At 63.4% G+C, this 14,817-nt stretch carries 14 protein-coding genes; 4 read left to right on the top strand and 10 right to left on the bottom strand.

Features of this window, described 5'->3' with window-relative positions:
* Nucleotides 1-38: 38 nt before the first annotated feature.
* Nucleotides 39-230, bottom strand: a complete 192-nt coding sequence (locus AC3WQS_RS11925) for a ferredoxin (RefSeq protein WP_007734330.1) — start codon at nucleotides 228-230, stop codon at nucleotides 39-41.
* 265 nt (nucleotides 231-495) lie between these two features.
* Here AC3WQS_RS11925 and AC3WQS_RS11920 point away from each other — a divergent pair, with 265 nt between their 5' ends.
* From AC3WQS_RS11920 to AC3WQS_RS11910, 3 genes are all read left to right on the top strand, one after another.
* Complete coding sequence (locus AC3WQS_RS11920) at nucleotides 496-1,677, top strand: acyl-CoA dehydrogenase family protein (protein WP_003945878.1); 1,182 nt, start codon at nucleotides 496-498, stop codon at nucleotides 1,675-1,677.
* 12 nt (nucleotides 1,678-1,689) lie between these two features.
* Nucleotides 1,690-2,811, top strand: coding sequence for an acyl-CoA dehydrogenase family protein (locus AC3WQS_RS11915; protein ID WP_021332432.1), 1,122 nt, complete (start codon nucleotides 1,690-1,692; stop codon nucleotides 2,809-2,811).
* Nucleotides 2,812-2,872: 61 nt separating this feature from the next.
* Nucleotides 2,873-4,504 carry a long-chain-fatty-acid--CoA ligase gene (locus AC3WQS_RS11910; RefSeq protein ID WP_492713454.1) on the top strand — a complete coding sequence of 544 codons (1,632 nt, stop codon included), beginning with the start codon at nucleotides 2,873-2,875 and terminating at the stop codon, nucleotides 4,502-4,504.
* 9 nt (nucleotides 4,505-4,513) lie between these two features.
* Here the strand turns inward: AC3WQS_RS11910 and nagB are convergent, their stop codons facing one another.
* From nagB to AC3WQS_RS11865, 9 genes are read right to left on the bottom strand one after another with little or no spacing between them, the layout of a single operon-like run.
* The gene (gene nagB / locus AC3WQS_RS11905) at nucleotides 4,514-5,293 is read right to left on the bottom strand and encodes a glucosamine-6-phosphate deaminase (RefSeq protein ID WP_182261391.1); all 780 of its coding nucleotides are present in this window, start codon (nucleotides 5,291-5,293) and stop codon (nucleotides 4,514-4,516) included.
* Between the two features lie 11 nt (nucleotides 5,294-5,304).
* Nucleotides 5,305-6,489 (bottom strand): N-acetylglucosamine-6-phosphate deacetylase, encoded by a 1,185-nt coding sequence (locus tag AC3WQS_RS11900; RefSeq protein ID WP_021332430.1) that lies wholly within the window; start codon nucleotides 6,487-6,489, stop codon nucleotides 5,305-5,307.
* On the bottom strand, nucleotides 6,486-7,178 hold the full coding sequence (locus tag AC3WQS_RS11895) for an SGNH/GDSL hydrolase family protein (RefSeq protein ID WP_133727669.1): 693 nt from the start codon (nucleotides 7,176-7,178) through the stop codon (nucleotides 6,486-6,488). The genes AC3WQS_RS11900 and AC3WQS_RS11895 overlap by 4 nt, the downstream gene beginning before the upstream one ends.
* Entirely contained in the window at nucleotides 7,175-7,882 is a 708-nt protein-coding gene (locus tag AC3WQS_RS11890) for an N-acetylmannosamine-6-phosphate 2-epimerase (RefSeq protein ID WP_133727670.1), read from the bottom strand. Before AC3WQS_RS11890 ends, AC3WQS_RS11895 begins: the two co-directional genes overlap by 4 nt.
* A complete protein-coding gene (locus AC3WQS_RS11885; protein WP_492713453.1) occupies nucleotides 7,879-8,808 on the bottom strand; it encodes an ROK family protein in 930 nt (309 codons plus the stop codon). The genes AC3WQS_RS11890 and AC3WQS_RS11885 overlap by 4 nt, the downstream gene beginning before the upstream one ends.
* Before the next feature lies 1 nt (nucleotide 8,809).
* Entirely contained in the window at nucleotides 8,810-9,739 is a 930-nt protein-coding gene (locus AC3WQS_RS11880; protein WP_007734313.1) for a dihydrodipicolinate synthase family protein, read from the bottom strand.
* A gap of 46 nt (nucleotides 9,740-9,785) precedes the next feature.
* A complete protein-coding gene (locus tag AC3WQS_RS11875; RefSeq protein WP_080908957.1) occupies nucleotides 9,786-10,844 on the bottom strand; it encodes a Gfo/Idh/MocA family protein in 1,059 nt (352 codons plus the stop codon).
* The gene (locus tag AC3WQS_RS11870; protein ID WP_080908956.1) at nucleotides 10,841-11,836 is read right to left on the bottom strand and encodes a Gfo/Idh/MocA family protein; all 996 of its coding nucleotides are present in this window, start codon (nucleotides 11,834-11,836) and stop codon (nucleotides 10,841-10,843) included. Before AC3WQS_RS11870 ends, AC3WQS_RS11875 begins: the two co-directional genes overlap by 4 nt.
* On the bottom strand, nucleotides 11,833-12,891 hold the full coding sequence (locus tag AC3WQS_RS11865) for a Gfo/Idh/MocA family protein (RefSeq protein WP_492713452.1): 1,059 nt from the start codon (nucleotides 12,889-12,891) through the stop codon (nucleotides 11,833-11,835). The genes AC3WQS_RS11870 and AC3WQS_RS11865 overlap by 4 nt, the downstream gene beginning before the upstream one ends.
* A gap of 274 nt (nucleotides 12,892-13,165) precedes the next feature.
* Here AC3WQS_RS11865 and AC3WQS_RS11860 point away from each other — a divergent pair, with 274 nt between their 5' ends.
* The gene (locus tag AC3WQS_RS11860) at nucleotides 13,166-14,791 is read left to right on the top strand and encodes an ABC transporter substrate-binding protein (RefSeq protein WP_003945716.1); all 1,626 of its coding nucleotides are present in this window, start codon (nucleotides 13,166-13,168) and stop codon (nucleotides 14,789-14,791) included.
* The last annotated feature ends 26 nt before the right edge of the window (nucleotides 14,792-14,817 follow it).

The raw sequence follows: 14,817 nt of genomic DNA, 5'->3' as shown, positions 1-14,817 counted from the left end.
GCAACTTTAGAACGTGTTCTTGTTTTGGGCAACCATCGTCACGGATGTTCGGTCAGCGCCGCACGCGGGCACTGAGCGATCGCGGAACGGACATCTTCCCAGCGATCCTCCGGCGGACGCACGGAACTGATCACGAGCTCCTCGTTGTCGTCGAGGTCGAAAATATCGGGTGCGATCCCTACGCACACACCGTTTGCCTCGCAACGGTCCAGATCAACCCTGACCTCCATGGCGATTCCTCTTCTCTACTCACTACTACTGGCGCGAACACGGATACGAAACGAGTGCCGCAGGGCTGTGCCGCACACCGTTCCTGGCGATAACACTAGAACCTGTTTCAGTCGTGTGCAATGATTCGAAAAAGTACCGAGAACGGACGTCGAACGATCCGCCGGACACGGCGAGAGCGTCCCTTGTCGCCGATGTACGCATCGATAGAACCTGTGTCAATCGAATGGTTGGCGCTTTGATTCGTATCTCTATGGAGAGGTAACCATGCACATCACCTACACCCCTGAGCAGCAACAGCTCCAGGAGGAGTTGCGTGCCTACTTCGCACAACTGATGACTCCCGAGCGGCGTGAAGCACTCGCTGCCACGACGGGTGAGTACGGCGAAGGCAATGTGTACCGCGAAGTCGTCGCGCAGATGGGCCAGGACGGCTGGCTCACGCTGGGTTGGCCGAAAGAGTACGGCGGACAGGAACGCTCCGCGATGGACCAGCTGATCTTCACCGACGAAGCTGCCATTGCCGGTGCGCCCGTGCCGTTCCTGACGATCAATTCCGTAGCGCCGACAATCATGCATTTCGGGACGGACGAGCAGAAGGCCTTCTTCCTGCCCAAGATCTCCCGCGGTGAGCTCCACTTCGCGATCGGTTACTCCGAGCCCGAGGCCGGCACCGACTTGGCGTCTCTGCGCACGTCGGCCGTCCGTGACGGTGACGATTACGTCATCAACGGGCAGAAGATGTGGACGAGCCTGATCCAGTACGCCGACTACGTGTGGTTGGCGTGCCGCACCGATCCGGAAGCCAAGAAGCACAAGGGAATCAGCATGCTGATCGTCCCGACCACCGCAGAAGGCTTCTCCTACACCCCGGTTCACACCATGGCCGGCCCCGACACCAGCGCCACTTACTACCAGGACGTACGGGTCCCGGCGTCGTCGATAGTCGGCCAGGAACACGGCGGCTGGGCACTGATCACCAATCAGCTCAACCACGAGCGTGTTGCCCTCACCTCGGCCGGACCGATTCTGACCGCGCAGCGTGAGGTCCGCGAGTGGGCACAGAACACCAAGCTGCCCGACGGCCGACGCATGATCGACCAGGAATGGGTGCAGATCAATCTGGCTCGCGTGCATGCCAAGGCCGAGTACCTGAAGTTGATGAACTGGGAAATCGCCTCCGCAACCGATCACGCTCCCGGTCCCGAAGCGGCGTCGGCCAACAAGGTGTTCGGTACCGAATTCGCCACCGAGGCTTACCGCTTGCTGATGGAGATCCTCGGATCCTCCGCCACGATCAGGCAGAACTCCCCCGGCGCTCTTCTACGTGGACGCATCGAACGCATGCATCGTTCTTCGCTGATCCTGACGTTCGGCGGCGGTACCAACGAAGTGCAACGCGACATCATCGGAATGACAGCTCTGCGGCTTCCCGCATCGAAGCGATAAGGACCAACGATCATGGAATTCACCCTTACCGAGGCCCAGCAGGACCTGTCCGGACTGACACGATCCGTCGTCGCCGAACTGGTCACCAACGACCGCCTTCGTGAACTCGACGCCGCCGAAGACCGTTTCGATGCCCTCTTGTGGAATGCACTGGCTTCGGCCGGCGTTCTCGGCGCGGCCCTTCCGGAATCGGTGGGCGGCGACGGATTCGGTGTCCTCGAGCAGTGCAGCATCCTGGCCGAACTCGGCCGCGGCGTCGCAGCTGTTCCGTTCCTGACGTCCATCGTCGGGTCCGCCGCAGCGATAGCCGAATTCGGCTCGGACAAGCAGCGCGACGACTGGGCAAGCGCTGCCGCTGCCGGTGAGAAGATACTCACCGCGGCCCTCGCCGAGGAATACAACGACGACCCGGCACACCCGATCACGCGTGCCGAGAAGACCGCCGATGGTTGGCGCATCGACGGAGCCAAGATCACCGTCGACAGTGCTCCGCTCGCAGATCTGTTCCTCGTCCCTGCCATCACCGAGGACGGTGTCGCGGTCTTCCTCGTCGAACCGTCGGACGCGGGCGTGAGCATTACCAGGCAATCGACCACGGATTTCTCGAGTGCGGCCCTGGTCGAGTTCGATTCGGTGCAGATCCCGGCCGATCGTGTTCTCGGCTCGGTTGCCCAAGGATCCGACATCGCGGCATGGATCGTCGAACGAATTCAGCTCGGTTCCAGCGCCTACCAGTACGGGGTGCTCGATCAAGCGCTGAAGCTGACCGCCGAATACGCCACCGAGCGTGTACAGTTCGGCCGTCCGATCGGTAGTTTCCAGGCCGTGGCCCAGCGCCTCGCCGACGGATACATCGACGTCAAGGGCGTGCGCCTGACTCTCTGGGCCGCAGCGTGGCGTCTGAGCGAAGGACTTCCGTCCGACGGGGCCGTGCAGACGGCCAAGTTCTGGGCTGCAGATGCGGGACACCGCGTCGGGCACACCGCTGTTCACGTTCACGGCGGCGTTGGTCTGGACGAGGACCATCCGGTTCACCGCTACTTCCTCGCGGCCAAGCATCACGAGTTCCTGCTCGGCAACGCAACAGATCAGCTTCGCGCACTGGGCAAGGAACTTGCCGCAGTTCCTGCCTGAGTGCGTCCCACCGAGTGGAAATCCATGACCTGGTCCGAGACGAATCGATGATGATGCAGCTATGAGTCAGAGCCCCACTGTTTCCGATCTACTCCTCGGAGTCAGCGAGATCGACGACCGCGGTATCCGTTTCGAGGACCAGGTCATCACCTGGCGCGAGCACATTCAAGGCTCGTTCGATCGAGCAGCGCTGCTGGACACGCTGCTCGATCGAACGCGCCCCCGGCATTTCGGTCTTCTGATGGAGAACGTCCCCGAATTCTCACTATTGCTCGGCGCAGCATCGTTCTCGGGTTCGGTTGCTGCCGGCCTGAACACGACCAGGCGCGGCCCGGCATTGGCGCGAGACATCCAACTCTCCGACTGCCAGGTCATCTTCACCGAGAACAACCAGGCACATCTACTCGACGACGTCGATCTCGGTGACGTCCGGGTGATCAACGTGGATTCTCCGGCCTGGACGCAATTGTTGGCGCCCTTCGCCGATACGCCGGCCTACGCGTCGACGGCGCAGCCCGACGATCTGTTGATGCTCATTTTCACTTCCGGAACAAGCGGTGATCCCAAAGCGGTTCGGTGCACGCACCACAAGTTGGCCTCTCCCGGAGTCATGCTTGCCGATCGTTTCGGGCTCGGCGCCGACGACGTCGTCTACATGGCGATGCCCATGTTCCATTCCAACGCCATGATGGCGGCGTGGACGGTCGCGCTGCACGCTCGTGCGGGAATTGCCATGCGCCGCAAGTTCTCCGCTTCGGGCTTTCTGCCCGACGTTCACAAGTACGGAATCACGTACTCCAACTACGTCGGAAAGCCGTTGTCGTTCATCGCTTCCACCCCCGAGGTGCCGAACGAGCGGGACAACACCTTGAAGATCATGTACGGCAACGAGGGTTCGGCGCCCGCCGTCGCCACCTTCGTCCGGCGCTTCGATGCCCGCGTCATCGACGGGTTCGGTTCCACCGAGGGCGGCATTTCGATTTCCGCGGCGCCGGTGCCGCGGACCGGCGCCCTCGGACTTCTCCCGGACGGGGTCAAGATCCTCGATCCCGAGACCGGAGCCCCATGCCCGCCTGCAGTCTTCGACGCTGACGGCCGGATCACCAATGCCGACGAGGCAACCGGTGAACTGGTCAACGTCACCGGCCCAGGCACATTCGCCGGGTACTACAAGAACCCGGAAGCCGACGCCGAGCGAATGCGCAACGGCCAGTACTGGAGCGGCGATCTGGCGTACACCGACCTCGACGGCTACGTCTACTTCGCGGGACGCAGTTCCGGTTGGCTACGAGTGGACGGCGAGAACATCGGCGCCGCACCCATCGAACGCTCACTCGTCGGTTACCCGGGCTTCGCGCAGGTGTCCGTGTACGCAGTCCCCGACAGCGATGTCGGCGACCGCGTCATGGCGTCGGTGATTCCGGTCGGCGACGTCGACAACTTCGACCCGGCAGCCGTAGCCGAATACATCGATTCCCGGCCGGAACTCGGGCCGAAGCAGAAACCGACCTTGATCCGCGTGTGCAGTGAGTTCCCGAGAACGGCGACGTTCAAGGTGGTCACTCGAACGCAGAGCGCCGAACGATGGAACACATCCGATCCGGTGTGGATCCGCCGGCGCGGAGAATCCGACTTCCAATTAGTCACTCCCGAAATGGCACTCGGCCTCGAGAAGACGCGAGAGCCCGTCTAGCCCGATATCTCAGTAGTGCTGAGCAAGCGGTTTGTGCGCAGACACCGTTTTGTAAAACTCGGTGAGCCGAAGCTGTGATGCCGCTGCATCGTCGATCACCACCGTCGCGTGTGGATGCAGTTGGAGGACCGATGCCGGGCACACCGCGGCCAGCGGCCCCTCGACGGCAGCGGCAATCGCAGCGGCCTTGTGCTCGCCGGTCGCGATCATCACCAGATGCTTTGCTTCGCAAATAGTTCCGAGGCCCTGGGTGATCACGTGCCGTGGTACGTCGTCCGGACTCTCGAAGAATCGGGCGTTGTCGGTTCGAGTCTGTTCCGTCAGCGTCTTGACCCGGGTCCTCGAATTCAGCGAGGACGTCGGTTCGTTGAAACCGATGTGACCGTTGCCGCCGATGCCCAGTAGTTGTACGTCCACCGGACCATTCGACGCAATCGCCCGGTCGTAGGCTGCCGCGGCGGCAAATGGATCCGGCGCGGTGCCGTCGGGGCTGAATACCCTTGCCGCGTCCAGGTCCAGGTGATTCACCAGCTCGGTGCGGATCACCTGGGCATACGACTCCGGGTGGCCTTCCGGCAGGCCGACGTATTCGTCCAACAGGAACGCCTGCACGCCGGCAAAACTCAACCCGTCCTCGCGGTGACGGCGCGCGAGTTCGCGGTAGACAGAGAGCGGTGAAGACCCCGTCGCCAGGCCCAAAGTCCTTGAACCTGAATGCACCGCGTGTTCGAAGATGTCGGCAACAACGGTGCCGGCCGCATCCGCACTGTCGACAATGACAATTTCCATCGGTTGATTCCTCAGCTTTCGGTGTAGTTCATGAGCCAGTTCCCAGCGGCCATGACGGCGCGGGTTTCGAGTTCTGGACCGGTGACGATCAGATCGGCGCGGCAACCCGGCACGAGATCGCCGACCATTCCGGCCAGCCCCATCAGCGAAGCAGGCGTTGCTGTCGCTGCGATGACAGCCGAAAGCAGATCGACGCCGGCGTGATTGACAGCCCGGCGGACTATGTCCATCAACCGACTCGTCCCGCCGGCAATGGCCGTTTCCCCCTGGCCGGCCAATCGCGCCACGCCACCGACCACGTCGACGTCGAGAGGCCCGAGTGGGTAACGGCCGTCGGGCATTCCGGCGGCAGCCATCGCGTCGGAAACCAACGCGATCTGATGCGGACCGACAAGATCGAACACCGTCGCTACCGTCTCGTCGGCCAGATGTACTCCGTCCCCGACCAACTCGACCACCATCTGTCCTTTCGCAGCCGCGGCAAGACATGCCGCCACTGCGCCGGGAGCACGGTGATGCATCGGAGCCATACCGTTGAACAGGTGAGTGGCACTGAGCGGTGCATGCGCCGAGTGTGCGATCGAACGTGTCGCAATCGGGTTGGACGCATCGGTGTGTCCGATACTCACGACGGCACCGTGACGCTCCAGCAATGAGGCAAGTTCGTCGAAGTGTGCTGTCTCCGGAGCGATCGTCATCGAGCGAATGTGCCCACGGCCGGCTTCGAGCAGCGACTCGAGCAGAGCCGGGTCGCCGTCGAGAATGCTGTCGGGATCCTGGGCGCCACAACGGAGTACCGAAAGGAATGGACCTTCCAGGTGAATTCCGGCCAGCGTGCCCTCGTCCACCAGTCCTGCCAGGAGCTCGATGCGACTGCGCAGGATCTGCGGCGGCGCGGAGACGAGCGAGCCGATCACCGAGGTCGTGCCGTTCGTCCGATGGTGATCGGCAGCCACGGTTGATCCGAACTCGTCTGCCTCGGGGAAACCGAATCCGCCGGCGCCGTGGCAGTGAACGTCCACCAAACCCGGAATGATCGTTGTTCCCGCAGCTGCCCGTTCGGGTAACGGGTCGGTTCGCTGCGACGCGGGTCCGGCCCACACCACACGATCACCGGAGATCTCGACAACCCCGTCCGAGAGCAATCGACCACCGGTCACCAATTGTCCACGCAGAATTTGTCCACGAAGTATCACGACATCACCTGCGGTACAACGGGAACTTCGGTATCCGCGATCGACAACTCACGGAGCACGGCGTCCGCGAGCACGTAGTGCCCTTGTTCGTTCGGATGGAACGCGTCAGCCAGGAGAGCCGGCGGTGGGCCCTCGGGAGAATGGGCCGTCCACTGCGCGTAGTGGTCGACGAACACAACGCGCGTCGAGGCGGCAACCTGCCGCACGACCTCGACGTACTGAACCAATCCCGCTCTGGTGGGCGCATTCTCGACGTCGATCGGTGGCGGCGTCTGCAGGATCGGCACCGCACCGATCGCTCGCGTCCGGAAAATCATGTCCGAGAGGTCGTCTCGAAACCGCTCCAGTCCTTCTTCGCCATCCAATGCGTCATTCGTACCGAGCATGATCAACACCACCGAGGGTTCGAACACTTCGATGCGGTGTGCGAAACCTGCACGCACATCGGAGGATCGATTGCCGCTCACCCCGGTGTTGACAAGGACGTGGTTGAACAAGGAAAGTTCACCACGGACGCGCTCGGCGCAGTGTTCGACGTAACTTCGATGACCGTCGGTGTGCGTCAATCCCTGAGTGATGCTGTCGCCGGTGAAGACCCACCGGATCGGCGTCAACGAGTCTACGAGCAAAGTCTCCAGTCGAATCCGTTCAGCAGTCTTGGACTTCAAAGCCTTCGACGTCGGGGTCACACCCTCTGCCTTTCGGCGCCCGATACTGCGGCTGCAAATTTCGACGTGATGAACGCCGGATCCGTGATTGCGGTTCCGACAACCACCGAGTCTGCACCCAGGGCGATGGCGCGTGCCGCATCCTCCGGGCTGTGGTATCGCCCCTCGGCGATGAGGACTACATCTGGAAGTGCCTGCCGCAGTTCCGAAACCAGCTCCAGGTCCGGGCCTGCCAGCCGTCGGCTGTTCTCGGTATATCCCGCCAGTGTGCTGGAGATGATGTCGGCGCCCGCAGCGGCGGCAGCGATGCCGTCCTCGAGTGTTCCACAATCAGCCATGACGAGGCCGCCGCGATCATGGACCGCGTCGACGGTGTCGGCAAAGGTCAGCCCGTCCGGACGCGGTCGCAGCGTGGCATCGGCAGCCACGATCTGCGCACCCGAATCCACGACTTCGAGGGCTGATTCCCTTGTCGGCGTGATGAACACGCCCTCCGAGCCGATCTTCGTCAAACCGATCACCGGTACCTTCACTGCCGACACGACTGCGGCGACATCCGGGGTTCCGCCCACACCGCCGCAGCGGATCGCCACTGCACCGCCGTCGACCGCGGCGCGGGCCATCCTCTCGATGGTCCCGGTGTCGCGCAAGGCATGGCCGTGTCCGGCCTGACAGGACACGATCAGCTTCCCGCTGATGATCGTGAGCAGTTCTTCGACAGTCACGGTGTTACCTCGATTCGTGTTGCGGCGGCCAGGAGCGCAGCTCCGACGAGCGGCGCATCGGTGCCCAAACGGGCAGGAAGAATGGCGGTTTCGGCAATGGGACCCATCGCTTCCACCCGGAAAGCGGACGTCAGCGGCGACAAGAGGTCGGCTCCGATCTGGGCTGCGCCGCCGCCGATGACGATCACCTCGGGATCGAATGCGGTGGCGACGCCGGCCAGGACTCGGCCGAGCAGAGTACCGGCGTCGGTGACCACGGCACGGGCGATCGGGTCGCCGGAGCGCATGAGTGCCACCACCTTCTGCAACGGTTGAGTGGGCACACCCGCCCGCGCTGCGTACTCGGCCTCCATCGCCGGGCCAGAGGCGACTGCCTCGAGGTGATCGGTTCTACCGCAACCGCAACCTATCGCCCCGGAGACCGGAACCAGCAGATGCGCGAGCTCGCCGGCTGTTCCGTGGGCGCCGTGATACAGCTGTCCGCCCACGGTCAACGCGCCACCGATTCCAGTACCGATCGAGACGAACAGTGCAGAGCTTCGACCGCGACCGGCGCCGATCATGTTCTCGCCGTGGGCCATCGCGCGCACGTCGTTGTCCACCGTCACCGGTAGACCCGAGTGCGCCTCGAGTTCCCCGCGAACCTCGGCGCCACTCCATCCGGACAGAATGTCGGAGGCGAAGACGACGCGGCCACGCACCCGATCGATGATTCCCGGTGCACCGACTCCGATTCCGGCTACCGGGTGATCCGCCCTCAAACGGTGGACCAACGCGGTGGCGGTCTCGAGAACAGCCTCCCTACCGGCCGTCGGTGTTGCCGCACGAACGGTGTCGATCACGTATCCGTCGGACGTCACCACCGCGGCAGCCACTTTGGTGCCGCCGATGTCGATGCCGATCCATCGCTTCTGCCCAGGTGTCATGTCAGAGGAGCCCGGCCTGTTCCAGAACGACCTTGATCGTTGCGGTCTCGGACTCGTCGAGCGAGAGCATCGGGGCGCACATCGTGTTGCCGGTGATGACGCCGCGCAGGGCCAGAGCCGTCTTGAATGCGCCCAGACCCGCGGCACCGGCACTGACGCGACCCGGTGTCGGTGCCTCGACGATGGAGAACAGATCGGTGAGTCGATCCTGCTCGGCCTTCGCCGCCGCCCAGTCTCCTGCCTGCGCAGCGCGCCACAGTCGCACGTAACCGTGGGGGTCCACGTTGGCCAGGCCGGGCACAGCGCCCGAAGCACCCATCAGCAGGCATCCGTCGACGACTACCTCGTGCCCGGTGAAGACGGCGAAGTTTTCGAGCCCGGCCGACTGACGGAGCAACATACGGAAACTGACGTCGTCGCCGCTCGAATCCTTCACGCCGGCGATGACTCCCTCGCGACCGAGCTCGACCAGCATTGCCGGGCTGAGCTTGCTGTGGACACGAACCGGGACGTCGTAGGCGAACAACGGAAGATCCACTGCGGCGTGGATGGAGCGGAAATGCGTTGCCGTCTCGGCTGCGTCGGTGATCGCGTAGAACGGCGCCGTCGCGACGATGGCATCCGCACCAGCCTCGCGCGCCTGCTCGGCGACGGCGATGACCCGGTTGGTGGTCATGTCGTTCACTCCGACGAGGACCGGTACCTGGCCGCCGACGTGACCGATGGCCGTCTGCACCACCTGGGCGCGCTGAGCGTCGGTGAGGTAACCGACCTCACCCGAGGAACCGAGGACGAACAAGCCGTCGACTCCGGCTTCGATCTGCAGTGAGAGCAGGCGTTCGAGCGACGTGGTGTCGACCTCGCCCTCGAGCGTCAGTGGTGTGACGATCGGCGGGACGATTCCGCTGAAGGTGGTGGTTTCCGTGCTCATGGGGTCTCCATATGTTGGTTGTCGGATTGAGTTGTGGGTGCGGCTGTCAGGGAGAAACGGAGACCGGCTGACCGCTCGAGGCGGACAGATAGGCAGCATCGATCACGCGCATCGACGCGCGGGCGTCTGCCACGGTGTAGTCGGGTTCGGTCCGTGTGGGAAGTCGATCGAGCACGTGAGAGAGAAAGCTCGACACCGCGTTGTCCGAACCGAAGCCGCCGATGGGTAGTGCGGTCACGTCTCCCGAGGATGCGAAGTGGGTCACCGCGGGTTTGTCGTCGTCGGAACTCGCGTATCCGTGGGAGCCGAGGACCCGAACCGTCGCGGTATTCGCGCCGAAACCCGGTGCTGCGGGGATTCTTCCGACGGTCACCGTCGCGGTGACGCCGTTTTCCAGGGCGAGCGAGATCAACGCCGTGTCTTCGACTCCGAACTGCTGGTGGGCCCCGCCGTAGAGTGTGCTCGTCTCGGCGTACACCTCGGTGACGTCCAGGCCGGTGAGGTATCTGAGGTAGTCGGCGGCGTAACCGGCGAAGTTCACTACTTCTCCCCCGCCGGACAACGCGGGATCCACCACCAGTTCGGGACGCTCGACGGACGTCGCGAAATGTGTTCCGCTTGCAAGGAACTCGATGTCCACGTGGCGCGGCAGTCCGAGGTTTCCGGCATCGATCCAGCGGCGCAGTCGCCGGAGCGCAGGTGAATGAGTGCGGTTCACCACCGTACAGATTCGCCCGTTCGACCGTGCCGCTTCCTCGACCGCCGCGGCCTCCGACTCGTCGATACCCACCGGCTTGTCCACCAGGACGTCGAGTCCCGCGTTCAGTGCGGCAATCGCAAGCCGTGCATGCCTGGTCGGCTCACTGCAGATGATCGCCAGGTCTATCCGTTCGGGGTCGAGCAGCTCGCCGAGTTCGTCGATCCACTCGATGTCTGCGGCCTTTGCCATCGCGATTCCGTCCTCACGAATCCAATCGTGGACCGAGGATTCGTCGGAGGCCCCGATCAAGCTCACTCGAGGATCGGAGCGCAACAGGTCCGCATAGGAGCCGGCATGCCTTACGCCGCTGACAAATCCGACGCGGATCGAACCGGTGCCGGTCATTGGTGTTCTCCGATCGAGATCGCGCGGCCGGTGTCGAGTGACTGTTGTGCAGCGATGGCAGTCGCGAGAGCTGCACGTACCTGCCAGTTCTCGACTATCGGGGTCGCGGAACCGTCGAGAGTGGCGATCCAGTGGCGCATCTGATGCGCCATCGCATCTTCGATCGACGACGGCGGCGCGTTTGTCGTATCCGTCATCAGGCCTGGGTCGTCGCCGGTGTCGTGCGCGAGCGTGCCGGACGTCCCCGACACCACGATCCGGCGTACCATCTTTCCCGATTGCGGCAGTGCGTAAGCCAATTCGATGAGCGCCAGCGATCCGTCCTCGAAGCGAACGGTCAGATGGAAGCTGTCGTGCACGGGCATCCCCGCCGCGAAGGTGGGGAAACTACGAGCGAACACACGGATCGGACGACGACCGATCAGCCACGTCACCAGATCGAGAGCGTGGGTTCCGTTGTGAACGGGGTGACCACCCGAGCGTTCCTTGTCGTGTTGCCAGCCTCGCCAGCCCCCTGGCCAGACGTGGCCGGTGTACCAACTGAGGTGGATCAACCGGGGGTCGCCGATGGCGCCTTGTGCAACCGAGTTTCCGATCGAGGTGATCGACGGCTGGAATCGTACGGTCTGTCCGACCATCAGTGAGGTGCCGCCACCTTCGGTGGCCTCGACCATCGCGTCGAAGTCCGCGACTGTCAGCGCTGCGGGCTTCTCCACGTGCACATGCTTTCCCGCGCGGCCTGCGGCTATCGTCACGGGCGCGTGGTCCGGAGTGGCCCCCACGACGTTGACCGCGTGCACGCTCGGGTCTGCGAGAATCTTCGCCAGATCGGTACTGGCCTTCGCACCCGGCGCCAATGCCGCAACCGATGCGGCACGGTCCAAGTCACTGCCGAATACGTAGGCGACTTCGACCGACGGGATGCGCGCCAAAGCGCTGACGTGGTCCCGCGCGATTGCGCCGCTGCCGATGACGGCTACACGCACGGTCACTTCGCACTTCCCGACAGCGCCGCCGGTTCCCCGCCACCGAGTCGCACCTGCTCGGCGACGACGAGTGCGCGTTCACGTGCGTATGTCAACGGTGAGCCGGAGTCAGCCTTGCCGTCGAGAACTGCTGCCATCTCGTCGATTTCGTGGCGAATCGCAGCCTGCATCCACAGCGAGGATCCTCCGCTACCCGAGTTGTACTTCTGCGTCCTGCTCGCAGAGTCGATCAACGATTGATTCTCGGCGTCGACGTCGAAGATCGGCCACGACTCTTCGACCCGTCCCCCGCGCAGTCGGCTGACCCGGCCGGTGTGGAAGTCCGCGTGGACCGAGCCTTCGGCGGCATCGACCGTCAGCTCCCACGAAGAAGTGTGTGAACGCGTCGAGATGGTGTGTCTGCCGATCGCGCCGCCGGCGAACGACACCACTGTGTTGCGGAAGCCGTCGTCCGCAGTGGCGATGCTCGACACGGCAGTCACCTCGCCGCCGAGCCAGCACATCAGGTCCAGTTCGTGAATCTCGTGAGTCAGTTCTCCACCCGTTCGGCTCTTGTCGAGCTTCCACCACTGTGGATCTGCGCCGTCGGTGTCGATCCAGCGTGAGCGAGACGTTTCGATCGCAGCGACCTCGCCGAGCTCCCCCGACGCCAGCAGGTCCGCCAGACGTCGTACACCCGGCATCATCCGCATGATGTGCCCGACCATCAACGGCGAACCGCTCGCGTCGGCGCTCGCGATCATGTTCTGCGCATCGACCAGTTCGACGGCGAGTGGCTTCTCGACAAAAACTGCCTTGCCGTGTTCGAGCGCCGCGATGGCAGGTTCGGCGTGCGCGTGATTGGGCGTCGCGACGACAACGAGGGCCAACTCCGGGTGAGCGGCCACCGCGTCGTGATCGTCTGTCGGGGTTGCCGAGAACTCTGCGGCGACGTCCTTGGCCCGCTCGAAGTCACGGTCGCACAGCATCGCCAGTTCGAAACGTGGATGGGCAGCCAGCTCGCGAGCGAGAGAACTACCGAAGAATCCGCAACCGACCACACCGACTTTGTATCGGGTCATGAAGTCTCCAAAGATTGGATGAGGGATGTCCTATGTTATACGGCCAGCGTCATCGGTCGTCAATTCGACGTCGGTAACACAGTCTTCATCTATGCAGGTGAGAGCACTATTTTTGGTTCGAAACCGACGAAACGTCGAAGTTCAACACCGCCAGTTCCGAAGATTCTCTAGACGCTTTCTGATCCACAATGTAAGTTACGCAACATCGGACGTCGAACATAGGACATCCCCTATCCACTCCCTTGATGTCCCGCTCCCCGCCTTGGAGGCCGCCTTGAAGAACGAACGACCGCTGAGCTCCGCGTTCACACGCCGAGACCTGTTCCGGTACACCGGGCTACTGGGAGCTGCAGCAGGTATCACCGCGACTCTCGCGGCCTGCGGCGGCGGCCCGTCGTCGACCTCGGTTGTCGGCGGTTCCGCGAGCACCGGCGATCTGACCACCGCCATCGGATACGGCAACGACCAGAGCTTCGACCCGATGCAGACTGCATCCGGTTTCCTCATGGCAGCGGTCAACCACGTCTACGAGGGACTGCTCGAAAACGATCCAGGCACCGGTGAGACGTATGCGGCGCTCGCACAGGCCGTCCCGACCGACGCCACCGCCTCGAGCTGGACCATGAAAATCCGCGAGGGAGCAACCTGGCACGACGGCACTCCGGTCACCTCGGACGACGTCGTCTTCACCTTCGATCGCATCCTCGATCCACAGCAGAACGTACTGATCCGCTCCTTCTTCTCCTCCTGGTTGCAGTCCGTCACCAAGGTCGACGACCAAACGGTGACCCTGAACTTCAACTACCCGTTCAGCGCTGCCGCACAGCGTCTCTCGATCGCCAAGATCATGCCCAAGCACGTCTTCGACGGCCACTGGGACGAGGCCAAGTCCGGAGCGCTGGTCGTCGGTTCCGGTCCGTACAAGCTCAAGAGCCATACCCCCAAGAGCAACACAGCTTTCGAGGCGTTCGAGGCGTACAACGGGCCGCGTCCGGCCAACTTCGCGACCATGAACTGGCTCTCCATCGTCGACACCTCCTCACGCATCGCGCGCGTCTCGGGCAACAATGCCGGTGCACAACTCGCCGACAACATCCCCGTCGCCAACGTCCCCACCCTCACCTCCGGTGGGCGCACCGTCGAGGGCAACCCGGGCATGAACCTCATGTACCTGCTCTTCGACACCACTCAGGCACCGTTCGACGATGTTCGTGTTCGCCAGGCGATGTTCTATGCGATCAACACCCCGAAGATGATCGAGATCGCCCTCGGCGGCAAGGCAGCACCGGCCACGAGCTACCTGTACGAGCGCAACCCCGACTACGCGCGAGCGTCCACCGTCTACTCGTACGATCCGGACAAGGCCCGCTCGCTTCTCGCTGCCGCCGGTGTCAGTGGCCTCGACCTGACGCTGCTCTCCACCAACGTCAGCTGGTTGGCCGACTGCTTGCCGACCATCAAAGAGTCTTGGGATGCAGTCGGATTCAACACGACGCTCGAACCGCAGGACACCAGCGCCATGGTGAGCAAGCTCAACAGCGGCCAGAAGTTCCAGATCGCTGCGGGTACGTCCAACCCACAGGCGTTCGGCAGCGACGTCGACCTCCTCGTGCGCTACACGTACAGCAAGGGCGGCCTGTGGACGAAGACCTACGCCAAGTGGGACGACACCCCCGAGGCACAGAAGATCTACGCCACCATGGACGAGGCCACCCGCGAGACAGACCCGGCAAAGCGCAGCACCCTTGTGCAGTCGTACCTGAACCAGATCGCCGAAAACGCTGTCTACTACCCGGTTCTCCATCAGGAACTCCTGACTGCGTGGGATCCGAAGAAGATCGCCGACGTCACTCCGCTGCCGTACCCCGGCGTCAACCTGCTTCAGGCGAAGCCGGCCTGATACCCGCCCGCTCGGCCGTTTCCCAC

Source organism: Rhodococcus sp. FW305-130 (genome assembly GCF_058788335.1).
This window is presented reverse-complemented; position numbering and strand designations above follow the sequence as displayed.